A 13,042-nucleotide genomic window follows, 5' to 3' on the forward strand; every position below is an offset into this window, starting at 1 on the left:
GCCCGAGCGATACAGGCGCGCGCCGGCAGGGCCGAACGGATCGGCTACGAAGCGCTCGGCCGTGAGCGCGGGCCGATTCAGGTAGCCGCGCGCCACGCCCGCGCCGCCGATGCAGATTTCGCCGGGCGTGCCGATCGGCACAGGCTTAAGCCGCGCATCGAGCAGATGGATTTGCGTGTTGTCGATGGGCGTGCCGATGGATAGCGCGTGGGCGCCGGCCATGGGTGCGCTCATCGACGCGAGTACGGTGGCCTCGGTGGGGCCGTAGGCGTTGATCATGCAGCGGCCGCGATGCCAGCGCTCGACCAGTGCGGGCGAGACGGCTTCGCCGGCGACGATCAGATAACGCACGCCGGCCAGGCTCTCTTCGGGCATGACGGCGAGCACGGCAGGCGGCAGGGTCAGATGAGTGATGCGCTCGCGCGCGAGCAGGGCGGCCAAAGGCGTGCCGGGCACGAGTTCGTCGGCGCTGGCCATGACCGAGGTGGCGCCGGACAACAGCGGGCGCAGCAGCTCGGAGAGGGCGGCATCGAAGCTGGGCGAAGCGAATTGCAAGACGCGGCAGCCGGGACCGAGCTGGCAGCGGCGCATGTGGGTGGCGACCAAGTGCGGCACGCCGCGGTGGGTCACGATCACGCCCTTGGGCCGCCCGGTGGAGCCGGAGGTATAGATCAGATAAGCCGCGTGCGCGGGCGCGATGGCCAAGCCGGGATCGCGAACGGGCAGGTGCTGCAGATGCTGCGTGGCGAGCCGATCGAGTGCGATGCACGGCAGCCGGGCGGGCGAAAGAGGCAGGCCGGCGCGGGAGGCCTCCGTGCACAGCAGCAACTTGGGCTGGGCATCGTCGAGCATGAGCGCGATGCGCTCGGCGGGGTAGTTCGGATCGACGGGCAGATAGACGGCGCCGGCCTTGAAGATGGCGAGCATGGCGATGGGCAGCTCGATGCATCGGTGCAAGGCGACGGCGATGCGATCTTCTGGCTGCACGCCGAGGCCGAGCAAATGGTGCGCGAGCTGGTTGGCGCGGGCATTGAGCTGAGCGTACGTGAGACATTGCTCGCCGAACACGAGCGCGACGGCATCCGGCTGCTGCGCTACGCGCTGCTCGAACAGCGCGGCGATCGACCGCTCCGGTATCGGTTGCGGCCCCGCCTCGTCGGAACCTGGCTCGAGCAGCGGCTCCTTAGCACCGGTCATCGGAAATGCCCCCGTGACCCGAAACGGCGATTGCATCGAGGATGCGATCGGCGCATGCCATCGCGTCGTGGCCGGCCGTGTCGATCTGCAACGCTCCCTCGAGCGGCGGCTCGTAAGGATCCGTCACACCGGTCATCGCCGGCACCTGCCCGGCGCTTGCCCGCCGATAGAGGCCTTTGGGATCTCGCGCCTGGCAGACGTGCAACGGCGTCGAAACCCAGACTTCGTGCATGGCATCGGCTGCGATGATTTCGCGAGCCAACGCCCGATCGGCCCGGTAGGGCGAGACGAGGGCGACGATTGCGATCACGCCGGCCTCGTTCAACATCCGCGCGACGTAAGCCACCCGGCGAACCTGCTCGCTGCGGTCCGCACGGTCGAAGCCGAGATCGCGGCTCAGGCCGTTGCGCAGGACATCGCCGTCGAGCACGTAACAGGCACGGTCCTGCTCTCGCAAGCGGCGCTCGAGTTGCTCGGCCACGGTCGACTTGCCGGCCCCGGAGAGCCCTGTCAGCCAGATCGTGAAGGGCCGCCAGGCAGTCGCGGCCACGGGTTCGGCGCAATTCCGAATGCTTGTAATGTCTGGTTTAGATGCGCACATGTTGGGTGGCGTGCTGGCTGGATAGGGCGATCGATCGCTGGCCGGAACTGGCCAATCGATTCAGGCCAAGTCGGCCGCTTCGACGTCGCTCGTATCGCGGTCGACGTCTTGCGCGGCGGACCCGATCGCGAGCGGCGCCATATCGTGGCGGTCGCCGGTCGTACCGCCGCCTGGGCCCACGAGGACGCTGGCTTCGCTATAGCCGGGTTGGCGCCAGAAGTTCATTCGTGCGAGCCGGTCGTGCAAATCCGGGGGCAGCACGGTTCGACGAGCGGCGGCCTGCACCGACGGTTTGACGCGATGCAAGCCAGGCGTCGCGATGCCCGCATCGAAACCGGGCTCGTCGTATTGAAGGCTATCGAGACGATGGTCGAAGGCCGGTTCCCCGAGGAACCGATAGATGACCTGCAGGGTTTGCGCCGGGGCGCGGACGAGATGGTCATAGTCGACGACCAGCAACGAGCGCGCGTACTCGCCGTAGAACGCTTCCTTGAGCGAAGCCAGGGCATAGCCGATCGTCCGGTGCGGTAACAGCAAGGCTTCGGCACGCGAGTAGACGGTTGCCCGTTCTTGCTCATCGAGAAACAGGGCCGATCTCTCCAAGGCGTTGCGGCGCACGAGAATCTCGAAACTGTCCATCACGCTTGCGACGTCGCGCACCATGCAGATCATCTTGACTTCGCCGAACAGTTCCGTCAGCAGCGGCAGCCGCGTGCCCCACCCCCGGTTGGTGTCGAAGATGACTTCCCGGGTCCGTCCTTCTTCCGCGTAATAGCTGTCGAACAGGCCGCGCAGCACGCAGCGCCGCTTATCCGCGGAAACGAGCGGCGCATCCTCGCCCGCCATTTCGGCGAGCGTCGCGCCCACGATGCGCGACAGCGGGCTGCTCATCCTCGCGTGGAATCGCGGGTTTTGCCGCAGCAACGCAGCGAGCAATGTCGAGCCGGAGCGCGGCAAGCCGGCGATAAAGTGAAACTTCATAGTTAGGCATCGCGTGAATGGCAGATCGACGGTTGATCCGTGCGTCAGGCCCGGATCAGCGTCTTTGCGCCAATTTCCATTGGATCGGTGCGCCCGATGAGGGTTGCCCTAAGCTTCTCGCGTTTGCCGCGAGCGACCGGGCGACGGCAGCGCAACTTCGTCGCCGCCGGCGAAACGACCGCCGGCCCGAGCGTTGCGCGACCGTCGATCGATGGGCCTAACTATGACGCGTGGGGGTAGATGAGGCGATTGAGCAAATCGCGTACGACGGGCGCCAATTCGCCGGCGGTCAGCCCTGCCGGGCCGCGACCGCAGGCAGTCAACGTGTCGGCAGCCCAGCCATGCAAGTAAACGCCGGCCAAAGCGGCCTCGTAGCTCGGCAGGCGCTCGGCCAACAGTGCGCCGACGATGCCGCCGAGCACATCGCCCGTGCCGCCTGTCGCGAGCGCCGCATTGCCCGTCGGATTGACGGCCGCGCGCCCATCGGGCGAAGCAATGACCGTACCGGCGCCTTTCAGCACGACTACCGCACAAAAGCGCGCCGCCAACGCGCGGGCCGTGCCGATGCGCTCGCGCTGCACGCGGGCGGCGTCGCACCCCATCAGCCGGGCCGCTTCCAGGGGATGCGGTGTCAAGACACAGGTACGGGCTACGCCGACGGTCTCGAGTTCGGGCTCGCCGTTGCCGTCGGCGCGCGATGCGCCGCGTGCGGCAAGCGCATCGGCTAGCGACGTCTCGCGAGCGAGCAAGTTGAGCGCATCGGCATCGAGCAGCAGGGGGAGTTCGGATGCGAGCGCCTGCTCTAGCGACGACACGGCGCGCGGCCCATGCCCCATGCCGCACCCGATCGCCAGCGCATCCATGGCCTCCAGGCCGAATCCGAGCGTGCCGGGCGGATGCAGCATGAGTTCGGGGAAGGGCGGATCGTAGGGCGGTGCGCCTTCGCCGATGAAGGCGACGTGGACCTTGCCCGCGCCCGTTTGCAAGGCCGCGCGCGCCGCTAGGATCGGTGCCCCGCACATGCCCGTATCGCCGCCGACCACCGCCAGGCTGCCGAAGGTCCCCTTATGCGAGGCGAACGAGCGCTGCGGGAAGTGCCCGGCAAACAGGGATGGCGCATTGAGCCGAACAACGTCGTGCGCAACGGGCAGATCGACCCCGAGCGGCGCGACCGCGACACTGCCGGCCAAGTCGCGACCGTGCGTCATATAAAGGCCCGGCTTGGCGCCGAGGAACGTCACGGTGTCGGTGGCACGCACCGCCGCACCGCCTTGCACGACATTGCCGGTATCGCTGTCGAGCCCGCTCGGAACGTCGAGCGCGAGTACGCGTCCGTGGGTGTCCGCGCGCCGGCTCATGCGCTGCGCCAACTCGGCAAAAATCCCTTCGAGCGGTCGAGCCAACCCGATGCCGAATAGGCCGTCGACGATCCACCCGTAGCCGTCGAGCGACGCCGGCGGCACATGCGAGATCGGCACGCCCGCGGCGCGCGCTTCGGAAAGCGCCCAGCGTGCGTCGTCGGACTTGGCCTCGATCGGCATGCAGATTTCGACGGCAATGCCGGCTTGCCTAAGGCGGGCGGCGGCAACGAGCGCGTCGCCGCCATTGTTGCCGGGCCCCGCGGCGATCCAGACGGGATGTGCGCCGAGCGAGCCGTCGTGGGCCGCCCGCTCGACGAGATACTGCGCACATGCGGCACCCGCGCGAGCCATCAGCGTGTGCTCCGGCAAACCGGCGGCGCCGATTGCTTCGAGCCTGCGCAACTGCGCAACGGTGAACAGCGGCAAGGGCCGATCTGCCGGCGAGACGAGCAGCGGCGCAGGGGAGGGCGAGGAGGCGGTATCGGTCATAGCGAGCGCTTTCAAGGGCCATCTCGAGCAGTCGGGAACCACTGGACCTGACGCCTGAAGCACGCCGATGGCGCACAAGCGCGGCGCGGCCTTTCGCCGCTCGACGGCGCTCGATGCACGGTAGCCCGCTTTCGCCGAGCGACTGAACTCAGCTCGAGAAGCGCTCGGCGCGCAACGCGGACAGCGTATCGGGCGGCACGCTCGGCGTCTCGCCCGAGATCAGATCCGCGATCACTTTAGCAGAGCCGCAGGCGAGCCCCCAACCGGCGGGGCCGTGCCCGCAATTGACGAACAGCCGCGGGTGCACGGCATTGCCTACCACGGGCAAGCCGTCGGGCGAGAGCAAGCGCCGTCCTTCCCAGGCGTGAGCGGCCGAAATTTTCGCCGCGCCGGGAATCCAATCGTGCGTCGATTGCGCCAAGAGGGCCGTGCCCGCCTCCACCACCGGCTCGGCCAGCGGTTTGGCCAACTCGCGCTCCGGTTGCAGCACGGCCGCCCCCGCCACGCGAATACGCTGGTTCATGCGCGTCATCGAAATGCGCCGCACCGAATCGACCACGGTCAGATGCGGTGCGCATTCCTCGTACGCGATCGGCGCTGTCAGCGATAGCATGCGAATCGGGTGCAGCGGCAGCGTCAAGCCCAGTCGTTCGAGCAGCGGCAGGCTGCCGGCGCCGGCCGCGACGACGATCGCATCGCATGAGACGACGTCGACTTCGCGCGCGCTCTTGCGTTCGCCTTCCACGGGCGCCAGCTCGACGGCCGCGCGCTGGTTTTCGAGTCGGATCGCCTCGACGGCGCGCCCGAACAGGAATTGGACGCCGCCTTGCTCGTCGAGCGCCTGTTTGACGAGCTTCGTGAACAGCGGGCAGTTCGCTGTGCGCTCCTGCGGGAACAAGACCCCGCCCGCAAACGCGGGATCCGTGGGGATCGAGCGCTCGGCCTCGGCGCATTCGGCCGACGACAGCACGTTGTGCTGCATCTCGAATTCACCGAGCAGGTCGAGCGCCGCTTGCGCCTGGCCCCATTCGCGCGGATCGCGCGTCACGTGCAGCACGCCTTCGCGCTGCTCGAATTCCAGATGGAACCCGGCTTCGATCGATGCGATCGTTTCACGCGAGAGATCGACGAGCGGGCGCAGCCGCTGCCATTGCGCGCGAAAGGCGTCGGGCGCCTGCAGCGCGGCGAGCTGCCGGGCAAAGCGGCGCGCGCTCGAATTCAGGCCCGGCCGATAGACGATGCCACGGCGGGTGCCGAGGAACGTGGGACCGAACCAGGCGTCGAGCGGCGTCGGCAGCACGATGCCGCCATGGCCGTAGGTCGCGCCTTGCGCGACCGTCGCGTGGCGTTCGACAACGCACACGCGGTGGCCGGCAGCACGAAGCTGGTAGGCGGTGGCGACGCCGACGATTCCGCCGCCGATGACGATGACATCCATGAATTTGCGTGGTGAGGCCAGACGATGCACTGCGAACAGCCACGGCGCGTGACGCGGCAAGCGCCGTGCCGAGTGCTGCCCGAGTGCCGCGCGCAACGGCTCAGGCCGCCGCGCTCCGCTTGCCGCTCGTTTGCCGGCGCGACGCCGCACCGGCGAGGCAAACCGCGCATGATAGCGCCAAACGGATCCGGATGGATTGCGAAAATGTGCAAAATCGAGACCCCGCGCCGGGCGCCTCGGCCCGGATGGCCGCAAGGCCGATTGATCGAGGCCGATTCATCGAGGCTGACTCGTGCCGCGCACGAGAACCGGCGTGGGCGCCTATCGGGGACCGAGTTCCGGGTATAATCTCGGTCTTCCTTTCGCCTCACGTCGTGGCATGCGCGCGCGAACCGCGCGATGCGCGACTCATCGACGCCTACGTCCTTTCATGGCCCACTTCTCGTGCTTCCCCGGTGCTTCGGCGCTTTCCGACTTCCGTCAAACCCGCCTGCTCGAAACGCTTGCCCGCATCGACGCCAACATCGTCGGCGTGCGTGGCCAGTACCTGCACTTCGTCAATGCGCTCACCCCGCTCTCGGCGCAGGATAACGAGCGCATCGAAGCGCTGTTGCACTACGGTGAGCCGTTCGCGGCCGGCGAGGCGCGCGGCGCCCAAGAAACGTTCCTGGTGGTGCCGCGCATCGGCACCGTCTCGCCCTGGGCGAGCAAGGCGACCGACATCGCCCATCACTGCGGGCTCGCGCATCTGCGGCGCATCGAGCGCGGCATCGAATTCACGGTCACGCTGAAAACGGGGCTGACGGGCTTGCTGGGCGCCAAAAAGGTACTCTCCGAGCAAACGCGTGCGCTCGTCGCCGCCGCGCTGCACGATCGGATGACCGAAAGCGTCGTGGCCTCGCGCGACGAGGCGTTGCATTTGTTCGACGAATTGCCGGCCAAGCCGCTGGCGAGCGTCGACGTACGCGCACATGGCCGCGCGGCGCTCGAGCGCGCGAACGGCGAACTCGGATTGGCCCTGGCCGATGACGAAATCGACTACCTCGTCGATGCGTTCACGAAGCTCGGCCGCAATCCGACCGACGTCGAACTCATGATGTTCGCGCAGGCGAACAGCGAGCACTGCCGCCATAAGATCTTCAACGCGCAGTGGACGATCGACGGCCAGCCGCAAGACGTCTCGCTGTTCCAAATGATCAAGAACACCGAGAAGTTGCATCCGCAAGGCACGATCGTCGCCTATTCGGACAACTCCGCGATCATGGAAGGCGGCCCGGCGGAGCGGTGGTTCCCGCGCCAGGCCCAAGCGGGCGAGAGCGGCGCGCTCGATGAACGCTACGGCCGTCACGTCGAACTCACGCACACGCTGATGAAGGTGGAAACGCATAACCACCCGACAGCGATTTCGCCGTTCGCCGGCGCGGCCACGGGAGCGGGCGGCGAAATCCGCGACGAAGGCGCGACGGGCCGCGGGGCGCGTCCCAAGGCGGGCCTGACAGGCTTCACGGTGTCGAACCTCGAACTGCCCGGCGCCGTGCAGCCTTGGGAAAACGCGCGCGACGCGGCTCAGCCCGTGTCCCTGCGCAACCCGAACGAGCCGTATGGCCCCTACGGCCGTCCGGACCGGATCGCTTCGCCGCTGCAAATCATGATCGACGGCCCGCTCGGCGGCGCCGCGTTCAACAACGAATTCGGCCGGCCGAACCTGGGCGGCTATTTCCGCGTCTACGAGCAAAACGTCGGCGGACAAGTGCGCGGCTATCACAAGCCGATCATGATCGCGGGCGGCATCGGCAATATCTCCGATGCGCACACGCACAAGCACGATCTGCCGGCCGGCACGCTGCTGATCCAAATCGGCGGCCCCGGCATGCGCATCGGCATGGGCGGCGGCGCGGCCAGCTCGATGGCGACGGGGGCGAACACGGCCGAACTCGATTTCGACTCGGTGCAGCGGGGTAACCCGGAGATCGAGCGGCGCGCGCAGGAAGTCGTCAACGCGTGCTGGCAGCTCGGCGAGAAGAACCCGATTCTGAGCATTCACGACGTCGGCGCGGGCGGTCTGTCGAATGCCTTCCCCGAACTCGTCGACGGTGCCAATAAAGGCGCGCGCTTCGAATTGCGCCAAGTCCAGCTCGAGGAAAGCGGGCTCTCCCCGCGCGAGATCTGGTCGAACGAAGCGCAAGAGCGCTACGTGCTGGCGATCGCCCCGGCCGATTTGCCGGCGTTCGAGGCGATCTGCTCGCGCGAACGTTGCCCGGTTGCCGTCGTGGGCGTGGCGACGCAAGAGCGCCAGCTTCAATTGATCGATGCGCACGCCGAAGGCGAGGCGGCCTATCCGGTGGACATGCCGATGGACGTGCTGCTCGGCAAGCCGCCGCGCATGCACCGCAACGTCGAGCGCGTATCGGCCGAACGCGCGAGCGTCGACGTCACGGGGCTGTCGCTATCGGAGGTCGCTGTGTCGGTGCTCAAGCATCCGACGGTGGCGAGCAAATCGTTCCTGATCACGATCGGCGACCGCTCCGTGGGCGGCACGAGCGTTCGCGACCAGCTCGTCGGCCCGTGGCAAGTGCCGGTGGCCGACTGCGCGATCACGGCCGCCGATTACGCCGGTTTCCGCGGCGAAGCGATGACGATGGCCGAGCGTACGCCGCTCGCCGTGATCGATGCGCCGGCATCGGGCCGCATGGCGGTGGGCGAAGCAATCACGAACATCGCCAGCGCACCGATCGCCTCGCTCGACAAGCTGAAGTTGTCGGCGAACTGGATGGCCGCCTGCGGCACGGCCGGCGAGGACGCGGCGCTGTTCGACACGGTCAAGGCGATCGGCATGGAGCTGTGTCCGGCGCTGGGCATCAGCATCCCGGTCGGCAAAGACTCCTTGTCGATGAAGACGAAGTGGGACGAGCGCGGCGTGGCTAAGGAAGTCGTTGCACCCGTTTCGCTGATCATTTCCGCGTTTGCGCCCGTCGAAGACGTGCGTCGGCATTTGACGCCCCAACTGCGCCGCCACGAAGAAGCCGGCGATTCGGTGCTGATCGCGATCGACCTCGGCCGCGGCAAGCATCGTCTCGGCGGCAGCATCCTCGCGCAAGTCACGCAGCAGGTCGGCGACAGCGTGCCGGACGTCGACGATCCGGAAGATCTGAAGCGCTTTTTCGCGGCGATCCAAGCGCTCAATGCAGCGGGGCAGTTGCTGGCCTACCACGACCGCTCGGACGGCGGGCTGTGGGCGACCGTTTGCGAGATGGCGTTCGCGGGCCGCGTGGGCGTCTCGCTGAACGTCGATATGCTCGCGCTCGACGCCGCACATGAGTCGGATTACGGCGATGCGAAAGACTGGGCCAAGCAAACGAGCGGCCGCCGCGACGACCGCACGTTGCGGGCGCTGTTTTCGGAAGAACTGGGCGCGGTGGTCCAAGTGCGCGCGGCCGAGCGCGACACGGTGCTCGGCGCGCTGCGCGAGCACGGCCTCGGTGCGTGCTCGCACGTTATCGGCAAGCTCAACGAGCGCGACGTCGTCGAGATCTATCGCGATGCGAAGAAGATCTACGAGGCCCCGCGCGCGGAGCTGCAGCGCGCCTGGAGCGAGGTGAGCTGGCGTATCGCGCGCCTGCGCGACAACCCGGCTTGCGCCGACGCCGAGTACGACATGTTGCTCGACGCGCAAGATCCTGGCATTTCGCCGCATCTGACGTTCGATCCGAACGAGGATGTCGCCGCGCCGTTCTTGAACGTGGGTGCGCGTCCTCGCGTGGCGATCTTGCGCGAGCAGGGCGTGAACTCGCATCTGGAAACGGCTTACGCCTTCGATCGGGCGGGCTTCGAGGCCTACGACGTCCATATGAGCGATTTGCTGGCGGGCCGCGCGACGCTGGCGGACTTCAAAGGCGCCGTGGCGTGCGGCGGCTTCTCGTACGGCGACGTGCTCGGGGCCGGAGAGGGCTGGGCCAAGACGATCCGTTTCAACCCGCAGCTCGCCGATATGTTCGCGGCGTTCTTCGGCCGCGCCGATACGTTCGCGCTTGGCATCTGCAACGGCTGCCAGATGATGAGCAGCTTGGCGTCGATGATTCCCGGCGCCGATGCGTGGCCGAAGTTCACGCGTAACAAGTCGGAAAAGTTCGAGGCCCGCTTCTCGTTCGTGCGTATCGAATCCTCGCCGTCGATCTTCTTCGCCGGCATGGAGGGCTCGCGCATTCCGGTGGCGATTGCGCACGGCGAAGGCTATGCCGATTTCTCGCAGCAGGGCGACGCCTCGCGCGTGGCGGTGTCCATGCGCTATGTCGATCACCACGGCGAAGCGACGGAGCGCTATCCGTTCAACCCGAACGGCTCGCCGGCCGGGATTACGTCGGTGACCACGCCCGACGGCCGCTTCTCGGTGCTCATGCCGCACATGGAGCGCGTGCATCGCACCGTCACGATGAGCTGGCACCCCGAAGGCTGGGGTGAGGCGAGCCCGTGGATGCGCGTGTTCCGCAATGCACGGCGCTGGCTGGGGTAAGCCCACAAGCCCGTAAGCCGATAAGCCGATAAGCCGGCTTATCACTTAATCGCTTAGCCTAGAAACGACAATGCCGCCCGAGGGCGGCATTGTTATTCGGTTCGAAGCCAGTCGATTGCCGAGCCAGCGCCGAGCGGCGCCGGGCGGGCTTTACTGAATCTTGGCCTTCGCGCGCAAGCTTTGTTCGAACGCTTGCACCTTTTCCTGCTGGATCTGCTGGACGATCTGCGCTTTCACTTGTTCGAGCGGCGGCGGCGCGATGTTGCGGATGTCGTCGACACGGATGATGTGCCAGCCGAATTGCGTATGCACCGGCGTGTCCGTCATCTGGCCTTTTTGCAGCTTCTCGGCGGCTGCGGCGAATTCGGGCACGTAGGTGTGCGGGTTCGCCCAGTCCAGGTCGCCGCCGTTCTTGCCCGATCCCGGATCCTTCGAGTACTGCTTAGCCAGATCCTCGAACTTCGCGCCGGCCTTGATCTTCGCGATCAGATCCTTCGCTTGCTGCTCGTTGTCGACGAGGATGTGGTGCAGGTGGTATTCCTTACCGCCCGCTTGCTTGACGAGTTCGTCGTAACGCGCCTTCACTTCGGCGTCGGTCGGCTTGCTCTTGTTCGCGTAGTCTTCGATCAGCGCATGCAGCACGACGCTTTGCTGCGCTACCGCGATCTGCGCCTTCACGTCCGCGCGGTTCGGGATGCCTTCACGCACCGCTTCTTGCATCAAGATTTCGCGGTTGATGAGTTCGTCCTTCACGGCTTGGTGCAGTTGCGGCGAATCTTGCTGGCCCTGCTTGACGAGCTGGGCGACGAGCGCATCGGCACGCGATTTCGGAATGGCCGTACCGTTGACGACGGCGATGTTCTGCGCGAAGGCCGGGGCAGCCGCGAATGCGGCCAGCATCACCCAAAGACGGGGCATTTTATGGATCATCGGAAGTTCCTAGCGTTCCTGTCGAAGTGGATCGGTTCAGTCGGCGCGCCCGACTTGCCGTTTGGCGAGATTATCGGAACGGCAAGGGCACTCGAGGTTCAACCTTTGGAGACGTCGGCGACGATGCGAAATTCAAGCGCCAGGCAGCCGAGCGAATTCCTCGGGCGTGTAGGCGACGATCGCCAGCGCATGGATCCCACGTTGCATCACGTCGGCCAGCGCATCATACACTAGGCGATGCCGCGCCACGCGTGGCTTGCCCGCGAACGCACCTGCCACGATCGTGACCGTATAGTGGCCGCCCGCGGCGGCGCCCGCATGGCCCGCATGCTGCGCGCTATCGTCGCGCACCGCGATGGACTGCGGTGCGAGCGCCGAGGCGAGCCTCGACTCGATGAAGGCGATGCGCGCATCGGGGGATGCATCGAAAAAATCGAAGGAATCGCTCATCGCTCACTCTTCCTTCATATACTTCGCCAGCCACAGGCTTTGCACGACGATGAAGACGACCATCGCGCCCGTCGTTCCAAATAGCTTGAAGTTGACCCACTGCGCCTCGGTAAAGTTTCCGACGACATAGAGATTCGCGATGCCGAGCGCGACGAAGAACAGCGCCCATGCGACGTTGAGCTTGTCCCAAATGGCGTGCGGCAACGTCAGTTGCTTGCCCATCATCGATTCGATCACGTTCTTGCGGAACCCGTAGCGAGCCACCATCAGGCCGACGGCGAACAGCCAGTACAACGCCGTGGGCTTCCATTGGATGAATTTTTGGTTGTGCAGCACGAGCGTGGCCCCGCCGAATACGACGATGACGCCCAAGCTGACCCACAGCATCGGATCGACCTTCCGATGGCGAAAGGCCACCCACGCAACCTGCACGAGCGTCGCTGCGATGGCGACGGCCGTGGCCGTGAAGATGCCCCATAGCTTGAATGCAACGAAAAACAGAATGATCGGGAACAGATCGAAAAGAAATTTCATGAAGGCCGAAGAGTCCGAAAGCGTCGATAGGCGGGGCGCGCCTGGCGCGGTAAGGCTCTTCGGTCGCCGCGCCAGGCGGCGACCGAGTGCTTACTTGGGCTCGAATTGTAGCGCAGCCGAATTGATGCAGTAGCGTAGGCCCGTCGGCGCGGGACCGTCCTCGAAGACGTGCCCCAGATGCGCGCCGCACTGCTTGCAGCGCACTTCGATGCGCAGCATGCCGTGCGAGCGGTCGGTCTTCTCTTCGATCACTTCGCCGTCGATCGGCTTGAAATAGCTCGGCCAACCGCAGCCGGCGTCGAATTTGGTCGACGATTCGAACAGCGGTGTGCCGCAGCAGACGCAATCGTAAATACCGCCTTCCCAATGATCCCAGTAGCGCCCGGTGAAGGGACGTTCGGTCGCGGCGTGGCGGGTGACCTGGTATTCGATGTCGGATAGCTGTTCGCGCCAAGCTTCGTCGCTTTTTTTAACCTCGTAGGTCTCGCGCGAAGCATCGGAGGAATCGGAAGAATCGGGCAAACCGGTGGTGCGTTCGTTCATGTCATGCG

10 protein-coding genes are annotated in these 13,042 nt (G+C 66.2%); 1 reads left to right on the forward strand and 9 read right to left on the reverse strand.

Annotated elements, in window-relative coordinates:
• The 5 genes from ACTHN9_RS20765 to ACTHN9_RS20785 form a co-directional block, all read right to left on the reverse strand.
• Positions 1-1,197, reverse strand: a 1,197-nt coding sequence (locus tag ACTHN9_RS20765) for an amino acid adenylation domain-containing protein (RefSeq protein ID WP_440538661.1), incomplete at its 3' end; no start/stop codon positions are given.
• Complete coding sequence (gene cysC, locus ACTHN9_RS20770; RefSeq protein ID WP_440538662.1) at positions 1,184-1,747, reverse strand: adenylyl-sulfate kinase; 564 nt, start codon at positions 1,745-1,747, stop codon at positions 1,184-1,186. The genes ACTHN9_RS20765 and cysC, both read right to left, overlap by 14 nt.
• A gap of 111 nt (positions 1,748-1,858) precedes the next feature.
• Positions 1,859-2,779: a sulfotransferase family protein gene (locus ACTHN9_RS20775; RefSeq protein WP_440538663.1), complete on the reverse strand. Its 921-nt coding sequence runs from the start codon at positions 2,777-2,779 to the stop codon at positions 1,859-1,861.
• A gap of 221 nt (positions 2,780-3,000) precedes the next feature.
• Complete coding sequence (locus ACTHN9_RS20780) at positions 3,001-4,629, reverse strand: NAD(P)H-hydrate dehydratase (RefSeq protein WP_440538748.1); 1,629 nt, start codon at positions 4,627-4,629, stop codon at positions 3,001-3,003.
• A gap of 148 nt (positions 4,630-4,777) precedes the next feature.
• Entirely contained in the window at positions 4,778-6,067 is a 1,290-nt protein-coding gene (locus ACTHN9_RS20785) for an FAD-dependent oxidoreductase (RefSeq protein WP_440538664.1), read from the reverse strand.
• A gap of 430 nt (positions 6,068-6,497) precedes the next feature.
• Here ACTHN9_RS20785 and purL point away from each other — a divergent pair, with 430 nt between their 5' ends.
• Positions 6,498-10,577 carry a phosphoribosylformylglycinamidine synthase gene (gene purL, locus ACTHN9_RS20790; protein ID WP_440538665.1) on the forward strand — a complete coding sequence of 1,360 codons (4,080 nt, stop codon included), beginning with the start codon at positions 6,498-6,500 and terminating at the stop codon, positions 10,575-10,577.
• 150 nt (positions 10,578-10,727) lie between these two features.
• On the opposite strand, the gene ACTHN9_RS20795 is transcribed toward purL, so the two are convergent.
• The 4 genes from ACTHN9_RS20795 to msrB form a co-directional block, all read right to left on the reverse strand.
• On the reverse strand, positions 10,728-11,507 hold the full coding sequence (locus ACTHN9_RS20795; protein WP_440538666.1) for a peptidylprolyl isomerase: 780 nt from the start codon (positions 11,505-11,507) through the stop codon (positions 10,728-10,730).
• 132 nt (positions 11,508-11,639) lie between these two features.
• Complete coding sequence (locus tag ACTHN9_RS20800) at positions 11,640-11,957, reverse strand: BolA family protein (protein WP_440538667.1); 318 nt, start codon at positions 11,955-11,957, stop codon at positions 11,640-11,642.
• Between the two features lie 3 nt (positions 11,958-11,960).
• Positions 11,961-12,491, reverse strand: a complete 531-nt coding sequence (locus tag ACTHN9_RS20805) for a septation protein A (RefSeq protein ID WP_440538668.1) — start codon at positions 12,489-12,491, stop codon at positions 11,961-11,963.
• A gap of 90 nt (positions 12,492-12,581) precedes the next feature.
• Entirely contained in the window at positions 12,582-13,034 is a 453-nt protein-coding gene (gene msrB, locus ACTHN9_RS20810; protein ID WP_440538669.1) for a peptide-methionine (R)-S-oxide reductase MsrB, read from the reverse strand.
• Positions 13,035-13,042 lie beyond the last annotated feature (8 nt).

The sequence above is a fragment of the Trinickia sp. genome, assembly GCF_051953405.1.
Lineage (GTDB): Bacteria > Pseudomonadota > Gammaproteobacteria > Burkholderiales > Burkholderiaceae > Trinickia.

Excerpts from the sequence above, each read along its gene's own strand:
- ACTHN9_RS20775 (WP_440538663.1), bottom strand. The coding sequence starts at position 2,779 with ATGAAGTTTCACTTTATCGCCGGCTTGCCGCGCTCCGGCTCGACATTG.
- ACTHN9_RS20780 (WP_440538748.1), bottom strand. The coding sequence starts at position 4,629 with ATGACCGATACCGCCTCCTCGCCCTCCCCTGCGCCGCTGCTCGTCTCG.
- ACTHN9_RS20785 (WP_440538664.1), bottom strand. The coding sequence starts at position 6,067 with ATGGATGTCATCGTCATCGGCGGCGGAATCGTCGGCGTCGCCACCGCC.
- purL (WP_440538665.1), top strand. The coding sequence starts at position 6,498 with ATGGCCCACTTCTCGTGCTTCCCCGGTGCTTCGGCGCTTTCCGACTTC.
- ACTHN9_RS20795 (WP_440538666.1), bottom strand. The coding sequence starts at position 11,507 with ATGATCCATAAAATGCCCCGTCTTTGGGTGATGCTGGCCGCATTCGCG.
- ACTHN9_RS20800 (WP_440538667.1), bottom strand. The coding sequence starts at position 11,957 with ATGAGCGATTCCTTCGATTTTTTCGATGCATCCCCCGATGCGCGCATC.
- ACTHN9_RS20805 (WP_440538668.1), bottom strand. The coding sequence starts at position 12,491 with ATGAAATTTCTTTTCGATCTGTTCCCGATCATTCTGTTTTTCGTTGCA.
- msrB (WP_440538669.1), bottom strand. The coding sequence starts at position 13,034 with ATGAACGAACGCACCACCGGTTTGCCCGATTCTTCCGATTCCTCCGAT.